Source organism: Actinoplanes sp. NPDC051405 (assembly GCF_055586185.1).
Window position 1 is genome coordinate 246,411 of record NZ_JBVJIR010000007.1, and the last position, 15,224, is coordinate 261,634.

General features: G+C 72.9%; 12 protein-coding genes. 6 read left to right on the forward strand and 6 right to left on the reverse strand.

The window, feature by feature from the left end; genetic code table 11:
* Positions 1–7: 7 nt before the first annotated feature.
* A complete protein-coding gene (locus ACZ6S4_RS17680; RefSeq protein ID WP_465475955.1) occupies positions 8–805 on the reverse strand; it encodes a hypothetical protein in 798 nt (265 codons plus the stop codon).
* Positions 806–937: 132 nt separating this feature from the next.
* On the opposite strand from ACZ6S4_RS17680, the gene ACZ6S4_RS17685 reads away from it, so the two are divergent.
* Positions 938–1,513, forward strand: a complete 576-nt coding sequence (locus ACZ6S4_RS17685; protein WP_465475956.1) for a GNAT family N-acetyltransferase — start codon at positions 938–940, stop codon at positions 1,511–1,513.
* Here ACZ6S4_RS17685 and ACZ6S4_RS17690 read toward each other — a convergent pair.
* Entirely contained in the window at positions 1,495–4,287 is a 2,793-nt protein-coding gene (locus ACZ6S4_RS17690) for an Hsp70 family protein (protein WP_465475957.1), read from the reverse strand. The genes ACZ6S4_RS17685 and ACZ6S4_RS17690 overlap by 19 nt on opposite strands.
* Before the next feature lie 106 nt (positions 4,288–4,393).
* Complete coding sequence (locus tag ACZ6S4_RS17695; protein ID WP_465475958.1) at positions 4,394–4,846, reverse strand: GNAT family N-acetyltransferase; 453 nt, start codon at positions 4,844–4,846, stop codon at positions 4,394–4,396.
* A 106-nt stretch (positions 4,847–4,952) separates the two neighbouring features.
* On the opposite strand from ACZ6S4_RS17695, the gene ACZ6S4_RS17700 reads away from it, so the two are divergent.
* A complete protein-coding gene (locus ACZ6S4_RS17700; protein WP_465475959.1) occupies positions 4,953–7,199 on the forward strand; it encodes a glycoside hydrolase family 9 protein in 2,247 nt (748 codons plus the stop codon).
* 20 nt (positions 7,200–7,219) lie between these two features.
* Positions 7,220–7,780: an HAD domain-containing protein gene (locus ACZ6S4_RS17705; protein ID WP_465475960.1), complete on the forward strand. Its 561-nt coding sequence runs from the start codon at positions 7,220–7,222 to the stop codon at positions 7,778–7,780.
* Between the two features lie 10 nt (positions 7,781–7,790).
* Here the strand turns inward: ACZ6S4_RS17705 and ACZ6S4_RS17710 are convergent, their stop codons facing one another.
* The 3 genes from ACZ6S4_RS17710 to ACZ6S4_RS17720 are packed head-to-tail and all read right to left on the reverse strand — an operon-like array spanning position 7,791 to position 10,340.
* The gene (locus ACZ6S4_RS17710; protein ID WP_465475961.1) at positions 7,791–9,017 is read right to left on the reverse strand and encodes an alpha/beta hydrolase; all 1,227 of its coding nucleotides are present in this window, start codon (positions 9,015–9,017) and stop codon (positions 7,791–7,793) included.
* Between the two features lies 1 nt (position 9,018).
* On the reverse strand, positions 9,019–9,822 hold the full coding sequence (locus tag ACZ6S4_RS17715) for an alpha/beta fold hydrolase (RefSeq protein ID WP_465475962.1): 804 nt from the start codon (positions 9,820–9,822) through the stop codon (positions 9,019–9,021).
* Positions 9,819–10,340 carry a hypothetical protein gene (locus ACZ6S4_RS17720; protein ID WP_465475963.1) on the reverse strand — a complete coding sequence of 174 codons (522 nt, stop codon included), beginning with the start codon at positions 10,338–10,340 and terminating at the stop codon, positions 9,819–9,821. The genes ACZ6S4_RS17715 and ACZ6S4_RS17720 overlap by 4 nt, the downstream gene beginning before the upstream one ends.
* 185 nt (positions 10,341–10,525) lie before the next feature.
* On the opposite strand from ACZ6S4_RS17720, the gene ACZ6S4_RS17725 reads away from it, so the two are divergent.
* The 3 genes from ACZ6S4_RS17725 to ACZ6S4_RS17735 are packed head-to-tail and all read left to right on the forward strand — an operon-like array spanning position 10,526 to position 15,185.
* Positions 10,526–11,176 carry a hypothetical protein gene (locus ACZ6S4_RS17725; protein ID WP_465475964.1) on the forward strand — a complete coding sequence of 217 codons (651 nt, stop codon included), beginning with the start codon at positions 10,526–10,528 and terminating at the stop codon, positions 11,174–11,176.
* The gene (locus tag ACZ6S4_RS17730; RefSeq protein ID WP_465475965.1) at positions 11,173–12,399 is read left to right on the forward strand and encodes an FAD-dependent oxidoreductase; all 1,227 of its coding nucleotides are present in this window, start codon (positions 11,173–11,175) and stop codon (positions 12,397–12,399) included. The genes ACZ6S4_RS17725 and ACZ6S4_RS17730 overlap by 4 nt, the downstream gene beginning before the upstream one ends.
* Before the next feature lie 29 nt (positions 12,400–12,428).
* Positions 12,429–15,185, forward strand: coding sequence for a helix-turn-helix transcriptional regulator (locus ACZ6S4_RS17735; protein WP_465475966.1), 2,757 nt, complete (start codon positions 12,429–12,431; stop codon positions 15,183–15,185).
* Positions 15,186–15,224: the final 39 nt, after the last annotated feature.

The window sequence follows — 15,224 nt, forward strand, 5'->3', positions numbered from 1 at the left end:
GCGCGGGTCAGAGGCGGCTGTAGGCGGCCCGCAGCGCGGCGTGCCGCTTCTTGTCGGCCTGCTGGCGCCGTTGCTCGATCACCTCGGTGGTGGCGCGCAGCTGCCGTTGCAGGTTGCCGAGCGGGACGAGGCTCTCCGCCAGCCGCAACCGGGCCCCGGCACTCGCCAAGGTCCCCGGCACCTCGTTCAGCAGGGCAAGATCCGGCGTCCGGGCGGGCGGCACGGTGGTCCCGGTCAGCTCGGCCACTCTGCGTTCGGCGTACGCGATCTGGTCCGGCAGGGCCCGCAGGCCCGCAACGGCGTCGCGGATGTGGTTGTCATAGTCGCGGGCCGACCACTCCGCCCGGAACTGGTCGGTGGAACCCATGGTCCTGCCCATCACGGCCCGCATCACCGTGCCCGCCGCCCCGACGGCCGCGCCGAGGTGCCGGCCGGCCTCCTCGCAATGTCCCAGCGCCCGGGTGAAGAGCAGCGTCGCCACGACCAGTCGCTGATAGTGGCCGTCGTTGAGCCGCAGCGCGGGTTCGACCAGGCCGTCGATCTGCTCAGCCAGATGCTCCGCCCGGGCCTGCTGCTGGTCGATGCGGACGGTGAGTTCCTGCTGGCTGCGCCGTAGCTCCCGGATCCGTTTGACCGTGGCTATGTGCTTGCCGAGCGAACCGCCGAACCGGCCGGGAGCCGGTCGGCCGGCCAGCTCGGCCGTGGTCTGCTCGAGCCGCAGCTGATCGGCGTCGAGGGCGCCGGTCACGCTGCGGAAGACTGCCAGATGGGGGGCGAGCAACAGGCGTGCCTCGGCGTCGAGCATCGGCTGAGGATAGACACCGGCACACCCCGCGGGCTACCTCTCGTGATCGATCGGTCGCCGGGTGCGACTTTCGACAGTCCCCATCGGGCGAATGTGCTTGCCCGGGCCGGGCGGTTCGTCGATCATCGCCCGATGGCCGCCGATTTCTCCGTCAAGCCCACCCTCGTCGGCCCCCGCGTCGTGCTGCGCCCGTTCCGGGCCGCTGACTTCCCGGCCGTCCGGGACGCGCTGCGCGATCCCGAGGTCGTCCGGCTCACCGGCAGCCAGCCGATCGTCTGGGACGAGGCCGCCGAGCAGCGGCTGCGTCAGTGGTACGGCACCCGCGCCGACCGGCCCGACCGTCTCGACCTCGCCGTGGAGGAGCGGGCCACCGGCGCCTGGGTCGGTGAGGTCGTCCTCAACGAGTGGGATCCACCCAACCGCAGCTGCAACTTCCGGACCATGTTCGGACCCCAGGGGCGGGACCGGGGGCTGGGCACCGAGGCAGCCCGGCTGCTCGTCGGCTACGGCCTGGAACAGCTCGGCCTGCACCGCATCGCCCTCGAGGTGTACTCGTTCAACCCGCGGGCCCGCCGTGCGTACGAGAAGGTGGGTTTTGTCGCCGAGGGCGTCCTGCGGGACGCGTTGCGCACGCCGCAGGGCTGGGTGGACGCCACGGTCATGGCGATCCTGGCCGACGATTGGAAAGGTCAGGACCAGCAGGGATGACCCTCGCGGGCGCCCTCTGCGGTGAGGATCCGCTCCGCGGAGCCGTCCGCCTTGGCGATCACGATCTTCGGCTGGTTGACCGGCCCGCGGGTGAAGGCCAGCCAGCTGCCGTCCGGCGCCCAGGACGGGTCCATCTCGCGGTCCTCGTGCTCGGTCAGCTGCTTCGGATCCTTGCCGTTGGGGCTGATGGTCCAGATGTCCGCCGCGTCGCCCGGGTTACGGGTGTAGGCGATCCGCATCCCGTCCGGTGACCAGTTCGGGTCGACACCGGGACCACTGTCTCCCTCGGTCACCTGCAGGCCGGGCTCCTCCGGATCGTTGGCGTTCAGGATGAAGATCTGCCGCTCGCCCTTCACCAGCTTCCAGTAGGCGATCGCTCCGCCGCCGGGCGACCAGGCCGGATCATCCTTCATGCCGTCCGCCCAGGTCAGCTGGGTGGGCTTCGAGTCACCGATCTTGATGGTGAAGATCTGCGGGCTGCCGTCGACCTTGCGCAGGAACGCCAGCCTGCTGCCGTCGGGATTCCAGGACACCCGGCCGCCGGTGGCGTTCTCCACGACCTTCTGCGGTTCGCTGCCGTCGGCGGCCATCACCCAGATCGCGTTGCTGCCGTCCGACTCGTACCGGATCACCGCGACCTTCTTGCGGTCGCGGGACCACTCGGGCAGCACGTCGCCGCCGGTGTCCGCGACAGCCGTGCGGCCGGGCTTGCCGGGAGTGAGCAGGTAGGCGCTGGACTTGAGCTCGGGCCGCTGGTCACCGCCGGCGTCGACCTGGATGAGCATCCCGGCGGTGGGGAAGGTCAGCGGCGCGCTGACCGACGGGGAGCCCGTCGGCGGCGCGGCCGTGTCCCGGTCCTTGTCGCCGCGCCGGACCAGGGCGACCAGGACGGTGGTTCCGGCGATCATCGCGAGGGTGAGGGCACCGACCAGGATCAGCAGCTTGCCGTTGCGCCTGGCCGGCGGCCGGTCGCCGCCGGCCGGCGCCGGCGGGTAGTGCATCGGCGGGGGACCGGGCGGCGGCGGGGCAGGGCTCGTCGGCTGCGGGAAGGTGCGGGTCGGGGTCGCGAAGGGCTGCCCGTTCGAGGGTACGGAGGCAGCGCCGCGCGAGTAGGCCACCGGGCCTTGCGCCGCCCCGCCGCTGACCGGCCGGTCGGCCCGCACCGCGTCGCCGGGCAGGATCCGTGTCGCTGCTGCGCCCCCGTTGCCGTTGCCGCTGCCCGGCAGGATCTGCGTGGATCCGGCGTGGTCGGGGGTTCCCGGCGCGGTCTGCGGGCCGTTGCCCGTCAGGAGCTGGGTGGATCCGTCGTCGTCGTCGTCGTCGTCGTCGTGCGGGCCGGTGCCGATGCCCGTCACCGCGTGCGTCGATGCGGCAGCATCGTGCGGTGCCGTGCCCTTGGCCGGGCTGGCGAGGGTCGATGCGCCGGCGCCGGCGTGCGGTGCCGTGCCATTGGCCGGCGTGGCGTGCGTCGAAGGGCCGGCGCCGGCGTGCGGTGCCGTGCCGGTTGCCGGCGTGGATTCGGTGGTGTGGGGTGCGGCCGCCCAGGTGGCCTGGGCGACCCCCGCGGTAGCCGGCGCTTGGAGCAGGGTGTCGTTCCCGGCTTCCGGGTCCTGCCAGGCCGCCGTCGCGTCGGTGCCGACCGGCTCCGGACCGGCCGCGGCGACCGGGCTCGGCGGCGGCGCCACCGCGTCGTCGAACGGCGACACCCCGCCGGTGACCAGCGCCGTGGCCACCGCCGCGCCCATCGCGATGCTGTGCTCCGGATGCGGGTCGGCCACCACCGGCCGGTCGAACGCCGTCGCCAGCAGCTGCCCGATCAACGGGATCCGGGACGACCCGCCCGCCAGCAGCACCGCGTCCAGCTCGGCCGGCGCCACCCGCGCCGCGCGCAACGCCCGGTGCATCGCCGCGACCGTGTCGGCCAGCGCCGGCGCGATCATCGACTCCAGTTCGGAGCGGTTCAGCCGGACCCGGGTGTGCACGCCGGGCAGCGCCACCGGGATCATCACCTCGGTGTCGAAGGACAGCGCCTCCTTGGCCTCCACGCAGTCGCGGCGCAGCCGGGCCAGGGCGGTGACCACGTCGGGCTCGTTCGGGTCCAGGCTCTCGACCCGGTCGCCGAGCACGCCCAGGACGTGCCCGAAGACCGCCTCGTCGAAGTCCGCACCGCCGAGCTGCTCGATGCCCTCCGGCTCGCCGAGCACCTGGAAGCCCTCGCCCTCACGGCGCAGCACCGCCGCGTCGAAGGTGCCGCCACCCAGGTCGTACACGGCCACTGTCTCGCCCGGACCGATCCGGCGGGCGGTCGCGTGCTGGAGCGCCGCGGCCTCCGGCTCGGTGCGCAGCAGCGCCGGCCCGGTGTCGGCCAGCCGCAGCGCCTGGTCGAGCTGCTCCCGTTTGTACGGTCCCCAGTTCGCCGGGTGCGTCACGGTCAGCACCGCGGGCGGGCCGTCCTGCAGACGGATGACCGTGTCCAGTACGTGCCGCAGCAGCTTGGCGGTCAGCGCGTGCGCCGAGAACGGCACGCCACCGGCCAGGATCGGCACCGGGTCGCCGATGCGGCGCTTGAACTCGCGGGCCAGCCGGGCCGGCTCGGCCTGACCGCGGCGCTCGGCCGCCTCACCGATCAGCAGGCCGCCGTCGGGGCGCACGAACACCAGTGACGGGATCTCGGCCCGGCGTCCGCCCAGCCGGACCACCTCGGTGCGCCCGTCGACGCGGACCGCCGCCGCCGTCTGGGTCGTACCGAGATCGATCCCCAAGCCGTACTGCATCGCCACAGCTAGAGACCTTAAGGGCAACGCGCCAGCCCCGGCACCGCCGGACGGGCGGTGTCGCGGGTGGTTCTCCCGGCGCCGCCATCCGTACGAGGGACGGTGGTCAGCCCGGCTGCCGCCGCATGATGTGGCCGGTCGCGGTGAAGCGTTCGTTGCCGACCAGCGGGCCGGTCCGGGTCTCCCGCACGACGAAGCCCTCGCTGCGGTACAGCGCCAGCGCGTGCGGGTTGCCGTCGAGGACCGTGACCTCCGCGTGGTCGCCGGTGTGGGCGAGCGCGTGGCGCAGCAGGGCCCGGCCGATGCCGTGGCGGTAGTACGCCGGGTCGACGTAGAGCCAGGTGATCTCGTTGCCGTCGAGGGCCACGAAACCGGTCACCACGCCGTCGGTCTCGGCGACCCAGAGGAGGCCGACGAAGAGGCCCTCGCCCTCGGCGGTCTGTTCCAGGGTCAGAAAGGCGTCGAGGCCGGTGGAGTCGCGCAGCTCGTCGAGCCGGGCGGCGTCGTGGATGCGGCAGAGGGCGGCCCAGTCACTGTCGTCATACGCGCGGATCAGCACAGCGGACATCGTGCCGACAGCGCCCAGCTCACGCAGCTGAATTACTGAACGTTTCAGCCGTGTTGACAGGTCGTTACCCAGGGGATCAACATATCTGAACTGACTGATGGAAGCGCTCCCAAGGAGACCCTTTGTGATCCGAACCCTCGGCGCCGCCGTCCTGCTCGTGGCCGGCCTCACCGCCGTACCGGCCGGTCCGGCCGCTGCCGCCGACGAGGTCGAGCAGGTCGTCAACGGCGGCTTCACCACCGGCACCGACCCGTGGTGGGGCAATCCCGGGCCGCTGACCCTGACCGACGGCAAAGCCTGTATGGACGTGCCGGGCGGCACCAGCAACCGATGGGACGTCGCCGTCGGTCAGAACGACATCGATCTCGTCGCGGGCGAGACCTACCGGTACTCGTTCACAGCCAGCGGCGATCCCGATGGGCATGTCGCCCGGGCGATCGTGGGGCTGGCCGTCTCGCCGTACGACACGTACTTCGAGGCGTCGCCGGCGTTGACCGTCTCGGGCGACACGTACTCGTACACCTTCACCTCGGCCGTGACCACCGCCCAGGCGCAGGTCGCGCTCCAGGTCGGCGGCAGCGCCGACCCCTGGCGGCTCTGCCTGGACGACGTCTCGCTGGTCGGCGGCGTGCCGCCGGAGGTCTACGTGCCCGACACCGGGCCGCGGGTGCGGGTCAACCAGGTCGCCTACCTGCCGCGCGGGCCGAAGAAGGCCACCCTGGTCACCGAGACCACCACCAAGCTGCCCTGGCAGCTGAAGAACGCGGCCGGCACCACCGTCGCGCGGGGCACCACCGTGCCGCGCGGGGTCGACGTGTCGTCCGGGCAGAACGTGCAGACGATCGACTTCAGCCGCTACCACAAGCGCGGCACCGGCTACACGCTGGTCGCCGACGGTGAGACCAGCCGGCCGTTCGACATCGACGCCGCGGTCTACGAGCAGCTGCGCGCCGACGCGCTGAAGTTCTACTACACCCAGCGCAGCGGCATCGAGATCCGCGAGGACCTGCGGCCCGGGTACGGCCGCCCGGCCGGCCACGTCGACGTCCCGCCGAACCTGGGCGACGGCTCCGTGCCGTGCCAGGCCGGCGTCTGCGACTACAAGCTGGACGTGACCGGCGGCTGGTACGACGCCGGCGACCACGGCAAGTACGTCGTCAACGGCGGCATCTCCACCTGGCAGCTGCTCAACCAGTACGAGCGCACCGCCGAGCCGCGCAAGCTGGGCGACGGCACGCTGGCCATCCCGGAGAGCGGCAACAAGGTCCCGGACCTGCTCGACGAGGTCCGCTGGGAGCTGGACTTCCTGCTCAAGATGCAGGTGCCGGCCGGGCAGCCGCTCGCCGGCATGGTGCACCACAAGATCCACGACGCCAACTGGACCGGGCTGCCGCTGCTGCCGCACCTCGACCCCCAGCAGCGTGAACTGCACCCGGTCTCGACCGCGGCGACGCTGAACCTGGCCGCCACCGCCGCCCAGGCCGCCCGCATCTACCGCCGCTACGACAAGGCCTTCGCGGCCAAGGCGCTCGCCGCCGCCCGCACCGCCTACACCGCCGCTCTGGCCGAGCCGGCCCGCTACGCCTCCGCGGCCGACGGCACCGGCGGTGGCGCGTACAACGACGACAAGGTCGACGACGACTTCTACTGGGCCGCCGCCGAGCTGTACCTGAGCACGGGGGAGAAGAAGTACGCCGCCGACATCCTGGCCTCCCCGGTGCACACCGCCGACATCTTCGGCGGCGCGGCCGCCTTCGACTGGGCCAGCACGGCCGTGGCCGGCCGGCTGGACCTGGCCCTGGTGCCGAACAAGCTGCCCGGGCGCAACCAGGTCCGCGCGTCGATCGTCGCGGCGGCCGAGAAGTACCTGAAGATCCAGGCCGCGCACCCGTACGGCATCCCGTACGCCCCGGCGAACAACATGTGGGACTGGGGCTCCAACAGCCAGATCCTGAACAATCTGGTGGTGGTGGCGTCCGCGCACGAGATCACCGGCCGGGACAGGTTCCGTCAGGCGGTCTACGAGGGCATGGACTTCATGCTCGGCCGCAACGCCCTCAACCAGTCCTACGTGACCGGTTACGGCGAGGTCAGCTCGCAGAACCAGCACAGCCGCTGGTACGCCCACCAGCTCGACCCGAACCTGCCCAACCCGCCGCGGGGCACGCTGGCCGGCGGCGCCAACTCCTCGATCCAGGACCCGTACGCCCAGAGCAAGCTGACCGGCTGCGTGGGCCAGTTCTGCTACATCGACGACATTCAGTCCTGGTCGACGAACGAGCTGACCATCAACTGGAACGCACCGCTGGCCTGGATCGCGTCCTACATCGCGGACCAGAACTAGCCGGAACTAGAATCCATGGCGTGATCGACGTCGAGAAGCCCGTGTGGCTTCTCGACGTCGACGGCGTCATCAACACGATCAAGCCCGGCTGGGGCGCCGCACCGCGCAAGTCTCTGGTGTGGTCGGGGGCGGACAACACGTCGTACCTGTTGCGCTGGTCCCCGCTGCTGGTGGACCGGATCCGGGCCCTGCACACCGACGGCCGGGTCGAGGTCCGCTGGTGCACGACCTGGTGCCTCGAGGCCGAACGCCTGGAAACGCTGTGGCACCTGCCCGCGCTGATCCGGGCCCTGGACGCCGACCCGATGCCCCGCGGCGCGCTGTGCTGGCCGCTGAAGCTGGCGGCGGCCCGGGAGGTGCTGGCCGAGGGCCGACGGCTCATCTGGACCGACGACGAGGCTCTGCCCCCGCGGGGCCCGGCGCGGGACGAGCTGACCGCGGACGGCCGGGCACTGCTGATCGCGCCGCGGGCCAACCGCGGCCTGCAACCGGGCGATCTGCACCTGATCGAGAAGTTCGCCGAGGGACGGCGCCTGCCGACGCGCCGGGTGGCGGGCCGCCACCGCCATGCGGGCGACTGACCACGGCACGTCATCCACCCGCTCGGAGCAGCGCCCGGTCGAAGAAGTCGGTCACCCGCCGTTCGTACTCCTCGGGCTGGGCGGACAGCCCGCCGACATGGGCGCTGCCCGAGACCTGCCACCGTTCGGCGCCGGGACCGGCCGCGGCGGCGTAGCGGGGGCTGAGTTCCTCGCCGCCGATCCCGGCGTCGGCTTGGATGAGCAGGACCGGGCGTGGCGAGATCCGTTCCACCTGGCCGATCAGATCCGGTGGCGGCAGCCGGTCGGCGAATACCGCGGTGCCCAGCGTGGCGACACACACCAGCGGGAGGGTGAACCAGCGCCCGCCGGCAACGTGCCGGAACTCGTTGATCGATCGGAACCCGGCGCCCTCGGCGACCACCGCCCGGAGGCCGGGCGTGTGCGCTGCGGTCTCCAGTAACACCTCCCCGCCCACCGAGAACCCGATGGCTCCGATCCGGTCCGGGTCGACGTCCGCCCGGCTCCGCAGGACCGCCACCGCTGCGGCGACGTCGCGGTGCTCGCCCCAACCGTAGGAGTTGGGATCGCCCTCACTTCCCCCTTGGCCGCGCCGGTCCATGAGCAGTACGCCGTAGCCGTGCCGGGCCAGGAAGCGGGCGTACCGTTGCGCTCCGCGACGGCCGGGATAGGTGATCACCGCGGCCCGGTTGCGGGAGGGCACGTACCAGGCCTGGATGCCGGCACCGTCGGCGGCTCGGATCTGGAACACCTCGTGGGCGAGTCCGAGGCCGGCCGGATCGGGTGGCGGCGCCGACCGGTGGGTTCCCGCGTACGCCACCGCCAAGGGGTAGACCACCTGCAGCAGCAGGAGCAGGCCGGCCACCGTCAGCAGGCTCCGGCGCAGATACCGGCGCGGCACGGACTCGTCGCGCCGCCGGGCCCGCCACTGATCGACGCTCGTGACGACCACCAGGGCGACGCCACCGACCAGTGCGGCCAGCCCGGTGTAGTCGTCCCGGACCGGGGCGCCGTCGAGCAGCGCGAATCCACCTTCGAGTCCGGCGATCATCCCGGACAGGCCCACGGCCGTCGCCACCACGGCACGACCGCCCCGGCCCAGGCGATGTGCGGCCGCCACGGCCAGGCACAGCACGGCGAGCGGGACCAGACCGCTGACGAGGTGATCGCTCGCGACGGTGCCCGACTCCGGCTGGAGAAAGCTGTCGTCCACGAGATGGATGATCACCAAGGCGGTGACGAGCAGTATTCGTCGCATGTCACACCCTCCCGAGGAAAGCCGTCGTTTCTTCCTGGAGCCACCTGCTGTGGTGCTTGGGCACGCCGTGACCACCGGCATGAACCTTGAGGAGCGCATCCGGTATCTCGGCCGCGGTGGCACGCAGCACCGGTTCGGGAAAGAACGGGTCGTCCCTGCCGCCGACAATCAGTGTGGGTACGGGCATCGCGTGCAGCGCCCCGGTCGTGTCGTGCCGCAGGACCGCTGCCACCGTGGCCGCGAAGTCGGCCACGTCCCTGGGATCGGGATCGGCGCCGGATCCACCGAGCAGGTGGGCCAGCCGGTTCGCCACCCGCCCGTCCACTGCGGACGCCGTCAGCGCGCCGCGCAGCGAGCGCCAGTCCTTGCGCCGGCAGAGCGCCGCCCATGTCTCACACATCTGCCGGCCGGCCGGCGCCAACCGGGCACCGCTGACGACCAGCACCAGCTGGGACACGACCGCGGGGTGCCGCAGCGCCAGGTGCTGGGCGATCAGGCCACCGGTGGACAGCGCCATGACGTCGGCCTGTCCGAACTCGTCCCGCAGCACGGGCGCGTAGAGATCCGCCAGGTCCTCGGTCTGCAGCGCCGTCCCGTGGCCGATCCCGCGGGGGCGTTGCAGGACCGTGATGGTGCGCCCTACGGCGAGCCGGCGCATGGCATAGGCGTACGCCCGGGCGCGCGCGTTTCCCGGAGCGGGATTGTCGAAGGCCATCCCGGGCAGCACCACGAGTGGCTGCGGTCCGGTGCCGAATCGCGCGTAGGAGAATCGCCCCCGCAGGGCACCGGTGACGACGGCGGTCATGACATCACCGCCGCGCGGCGCCGCAGCCACCACACCGCCCCCAGCGCCGCGACGTTGATCAGCAGCAGGCCGCTCACCGCGGGTACGAGGTGCGCGAGCGCGCCGGCGGTGCCGCTGTTCCAGAACGTCCATGCGATCTTGAACAGGATCGCCGCGTTGACGACCGTGAGCGCCCACGCCGGGGAACGCCGCCACATCGCCAGCGCCAGTGCGGTGAAGAGCAGCGGCACGAGCAGGGCGATGGCGACCTTGCCCGGTGTCCACGGGCCGAGCAGGTAGGCGCGCTCGGCGTCGAGCATCTCGACGACCGCCGCGGAGGGTCGTTCCGGTGCGGGGAACCACGTCATGCTGGTCGCCAGCGCCACCAGGGTGAGGACGATGCCCACCCGGCTGCGCCGGTACGCGAACCAGCAATACGGGATCAGGAACAGCGGGCGGACGTACCAGCTCAGGATGTTGTGGTGCCGGTCCCAGGACCAGGCGGCCAGGTCGGTCAGCCAGGCCGTAACGGTGCTCATCTCGGGCCTCCGATGGTGTGCAGGTGATGAGGAGACCGTCGCCTCCGGCGCCACGGTGCCGCATCCGTAGACCTACGGGACCTGTAAGCCCGGGTGCCACCAGTACCTCTACGGATGCGGCCGGCAGGTCCCGTCGCGCACGGTGGTCCGGACAGCACCGCACCACCGTCAATCAGGAGGAACCCATGTCCCTGCATCCCGATCCCGTCCGAGCGCCGGCGCCCGCCGCGTCGACGTCGCCCCTCGTCCGCCTCGCCGGCCCGGCCGCGCTGCTCGCCGGGGCCGGGCTGGTCGTCACGCAGCTCGTCCAGACTGTCACCAGGAATCCCGACAAGGCGGCGATGATCGCCGATCCGCTGTACGCGTGGAACGGCGTCGCCCAGTTCGCGGTGATGTGCATACTCGTCGTCGCCGCGATGGGCGTCTACGAGCGGCAGTCGCAGCGGGCCGGCGCATTCGGCGTGGTCGGGGTCGTGGCGGCCGTCGTCGGGACGGTCAACGTGGCGGGCAACTACTGGTTCGAAGCGTTCGTCACGCCTTGGCTGGCGGGCGAGCTGCTGGGCTACCTGAGCACCGAACCCACCGGGATGGTGCTGCTCGGCGGGATCACCAGTTACGTCTTCTTCGCCGTGGGCTGGGTGCTGTTCGGCGTGGCGAGCCTGCGGGCGCGGGTCGTCCCGGCCACCCTCAGCATCAGCGTCGCCGTGGCCGGTGCGGCCGCACTCCTGGTTCTGCAACCGCCCATGGGTGTGCCGCTCGGCCTCGCCGTCGGTGCGCTCGGCCTCTGGATCGTGCGGCACCCCGACGTCGGCCGGGCCGGCCGGGAGACGTCATGAGCATCGCGGGTCGCGATGTCACCGTGGTCGGCGCCGGCATCGGCGGCGCCGCCGCGAGCCTGCTCCTCGCCCGGGCCGGGGCGGCGGTCACGTTGCTGGAACGCCGGGCCGACCCCGGCCCGGCCGGCGCCGGGATCCTGCTGCACCCGAACGGCTTGGCCGTGCTGACCGGACTGGGCCTCGGCGAGCCACTGCACGCCGCCGGGCGGGTGCTGAGCGACACAGTGGTGCACGCCGGGGGCCGAACCCCGATCGTGTCGATCGCGAGTCCCGACTTCGGCGGCGGCCTCGATCACCTGCTGGCCGTCCGGCGCAGCGACCTGCACGCCGTGCTGCTCGCGGCCGTGGCTGCCGAGCAAGGTGTCGACCGCCGGTACGGCGCCGAGGTGACCGCCGCGGACCAGACCGGCAGTGTGGAGCTGACCTGGCAGGGGCGCGCCGTGACCCTCACCGCCGACCTCGTGGTGGGCGCCGACGGCGTGCACTCGGTGATCCGCCGCGCCGGTGAGTTCGGTGTGACCGAGCGCGCCACCGGCGACCGCTACCTGCGTGGGCTCGTGCGCCGCCCGGAGGGCGTACGGCTGGCCGGCGAGTACTGGACCCGCCTGGGAGTGTTCGGCGGTGCGCCGGTGGACGCCGACATGCTGTACTTCTACGCCGACGCGGGTGCCGCGCCCGTCGCCGACGCCTTGGCCGCCGAAGACCTACCGGCGCTGCGCCGGGCCTGGGACCGGGAACTACCGAAGGCCGGCCGGATCCTCGACGCAGTCACGTCGCTCGACCAGCTGCTGGTCAACGACGTCGTGCGGGTCGACTGCCGGCGGTGGCACGACGGCCGGACCGTCCTGCTGGGCGATGCCGCTCACGCCATGGCGCCGACCTCGGGTCAGGGCGCGAACAGTGCCCTGGTCGACGCAGCCGTCCTGGCCGCCGAGCTGACCGGTCACGACCTGCTGTACCGGGCGCTGGAGCGGTACGCCCGGCGTCGCCGGCCTGCGGTGACCCGGGTGCAGGACCGGGCGCAGAGCCTCGCCCGCATCGCCGGTTTGTCGTCTCCTGTGCTGCGCGGAGTCCGCAACGCCGTGCTGCGTGGCCTCGGCAACGTGCCCGGCGCGGGCACCCGGATGGTCCGGGAGGCGCAGCAGGAGGATCCGGCGGCGTTGCTGCAGACGGTTCGGTTGCTCGATCGGCGTGGGTCGACCCTTTCACCGGAGGCCGACTGAGACGGGGCCGACGGCCGTACCATCCAAGGATGTTGATCGGACGGGAGGGTGAGTGCGCGCAGCTCGACCTGCTGATCGCCCGGGCCCGGTCCGGCCGGAGCGCCTCCCTGGTGCTGCACGGCGTGCCCGGAGCGGGAAAGTCGGCCTTGCTGGACCATGCGCGGCGGGCCGCCGGTGAGCTCAGAGTGCTGCACACGGCGGGCGTGCCGGCGGAGCAGGAGCTGCCCTTCGCCGGCCTGCACCAGCTGCTGCGGCCCGTGATGCATCAGGTCGAGGCACTCCCGCCACCGCAACGCCGGGCGCTCGCGGCGGCGCTGGCGCTGGCGGAGGGCGATGGCGCCGACCGGTTCCTGGTGGCGGCCGCCGTGCTGACCCTCCTGGCCGAGACCGCCGGCCGGGGCGGGCTGCTGTGCCTGGTGGACGACGCACACTGGCTCGACCGGGCCTCCCTGGACGCGTTGCTGTTCACTGCCCGCCGGCTCGACGCCGACGCGGTGGCGTTGCTGTTCGCGACCCGCTCCGACGAGGGTGCCGAACTGCTGAGCGCGGACCTGCCCGTCATGGAGGTGACCGCACTCGATCCGGCGTCCGCCTCGTCGTTGCTGAGCACCCGCACGGGCGCCGCGATAGCCCCGTCCGTGGCCGCCGAATTGACCGCCGCGACCGAGGGTAACCCGCTGGCACTGATCGAGCTGGCCGGCTCGTTGACCTACGACCAGTTGCGGGGCCGGGCACCCCTGCCGGATCCGCTGCCGATCAGCGCGGGCATGGAGCAGGCGTTCCTCACCCGGGTGCGGGCGCTGCCCGAGCAGGGCCGGACGTTGCTGCTGGTCGCGGCGGCCGAGGGCACCGGCGACCTGGCCGCCGTGCTCAGTGGTGCGGCCACGCTGGGCGCCGGCGCGGCAGAGGTGGAGGCGGCCGAGGCCGCCGGCCTGATGCGGGTGCGCGACGGTCGACTGGAGTTCTCCCACCCGTTGGTCCGGTCGGCCGTCTACGGCGCTGCCGGCGATGCCCGCCGACGGGAGGTGCACCGAGTCCTGGCCGATACGCTCGGCGCTGCCGCAGTCGACCGCCGGGCCTGGCACCTGGCCGCCGCGACCCTCGGCCCTGACGACCGGGTCGCCGACGATGTGGCGGCCTGTGCCGAGCGGGCCCGCTCGCGCGGCGGGTACGCCGTCGCGGCCACCCTGTCGCGCAGGTCCGCCCAGCTGGCGACCGACGCGCTGACCGGCGCCCGCCGCCTCGTGGACAGCGGCGAGGCCGCCTGGCTGGCCGGGCAGCCCGAGGCGGCGTACGCCCGGCTGCGGGAGTCGCAGCTGCTGGCCAGCGACCCGGCGCTCGACGATCGGATCGCCCTCCTGCGCGGCCGCTTCGAGTTGCGGCGCGGTATCGCCACGGACGCGTACCGGATCCTGTTCGAACGAGCGGGTTCGGCGGCGCGGCGGGCACCCGGTACGGCCCTGCGGATGCTGGCCGAGGCGGCCGACGCGGCGTCGATGATCGGTGACATCCCGGGCCTGGCCGCCGCGGGTGAGCGGGCGCGCGACGTGGCACCCAGCGGCGCCGAGGAGACCGAGTTCTGGCGCCATCTGATCATCGGCGTCGCCGACACGTACGCGGGCCGGCACGAGTCCGCGGCGGCGCACCTGACCGCCGCGATCTCCGCGCGTGACCGGCTCACCGATCCGTTCCAGCTCGCCCAGGCGGGCACCGCCGCGATCTACCTGGGCGACATGGGCGCGGCCCGCGATCTGCTGGAGGACGCGGTGCGGGTGGCGCGCGTCGGCGGCATGACGGGTGACCTTCCGTACGTGCTGGTGTCGGTGGCCGCGCTGGAGCAGAGCCGGGGGCGTTACGCCACCGCCCGGGCGATCTCCGAGGAGGGCCTGCGACTGGCCGAGGAGACCGGGCAGGACAGCGCCCGGTGTATGCACCTGTCGACCCTGGCGATCGGGGCGGCGATCCAGGGCGACGAGCAGGGTTGCCGGCGGCTGGTGGAGGAATCGCTGCGGCTGGCCCAGCCGCGCGCCCTGGGGCTGCCTGTCGGCCGGGCGGGGCTGGCGCTGGCCCTGCTGGACCTGGGCGCCGGCCGCTACGCCCAGGCCTCGGCCCGGTTCGCCGAGCTGGCCGAGGCGCCCGCGGGCGCGGGCCATCCCGGCGTCGTGCTGGTCGTCCTGTCGCAGTGGATCGAGGCTGCGGTCCGCGCCGCCGACCTGCCGCAGGCGAAGCGCACCTTGGCGCTGATGGAGGCGTTGAACGCCAACGCCGACGCGTCCGCGCGAGCAGGTGTGTTGTGTTCCCGGGCGCTGCTCGCCGACGACGAACACGCCGGCGCGTTGTACGAGGCGTCGTTGGCGGGGCACGCATCGGCCGGCACGCCGCTGCCGCACATGGCGCGCACCCACCTCCTGTACGGCGAATGGCTCCGGCGCACCCGGCAACGCACCCGCTCCCGCGAGCACCTGCGCGCGGCCATGGAAATGTACGAACGCCTCGGCGCCACGCCGTGGGTCACCCGGGCCAGGACGGAGCTGCGTGCCTCCGGCGAGACGTTGCAGCGCCGCGATGACGACGCCCGTGACCCGCTGACCCCGCAGGAACTGCGGATCGCCCAGTTCGTCGCGCAGGGACGGGCGACCCGGGACATCGCGGCCGCCCTCTTCCTGAGTCCCCGCACGGTGGAGTACCACTTGTACAAGCTGTTCCCGAAGCTGGGCGTGACCACCCGGGCCCAGCTGATCCAGGTGGTGACCGAGCAACCGGAGCTGGTCGACAGCGCCGTGTGAGACGACGCGCTGACGCCACGGCGGGCCCGGCACAGAGGC

Coding starts and splice junctions, on each gene's coding strand:
- ACZ6S4_RS17735 (WP_465475966.1), top strand. CDS start 12,429: ATGTTGATCGGACGGGAGGGTGAGTGCGCGCAGCTCGACCTGCTGATC.
- ACZ6S4_RS17715 (WP_465475962.1), bottom strand. CDS start 9,822: ATGACCGCCGTCGTCACCGGTGCCCTGCGGGGGCGATTCTCCTACGCG.
- ACZ6S4_RS17720 (WP_465475963.1), bottom strand. CDS start 10,340: ATGAGCACCGTTACGGCCTGGCTGACCGACCTGGCCGCCTGGTCCTGG.
- ACZ6S4_RS17700 (WP_465475959.1), top strand. CDS start 4,953: ATGGAAGCGCTCCCAAGGAGACCCTTTGTGATCCGAACCCTCGGCGCC.
- ACZ6S4_RS17710 (WP_465475961.1), bottom strand. CDS start 9,017: ATGCGACGAATACTGCTCGTCACCGCCTTGGTGATCATCCATCTCGTG.
- ACZ6S4_RS17685 (WP_465475956.1), top strand. CDS start 938: ATGGCCGCCGATTTCTCCGTCAAGCCCACCCTCGTCGGCCCCCGCGTC.
- ACZ6S4_RS17690 (WP_465475957.1), bottom strand. CDS start 4,287: ATGCAGTACGGCTTGGGGATCGATCTCGGTACGACCCAGACGGCGGCG.
- ACZ6S4_RS17730 (WP_465475965.1), top strand. CDS start 11,173: ATGAGCATCGCGGGTCGCGATGTCACCGTGGTCGGCGCCGGCATCGGC.
- ACZ6S4_RS17725 (WP_465475964.1), top strand. CDS start 10,526: ATGTCCCTGCATCCCGATCCCGTCCGAGCGCCGGCGCCCGCCGCGTCG.
- ACZ6S4_RS17680 (WP_465475955.1), bottom strand. CDS start 805: ATGCTCGACGCCGAGGCACGCCTGTTGCTCGCCCCCCATCTGGCAGTC.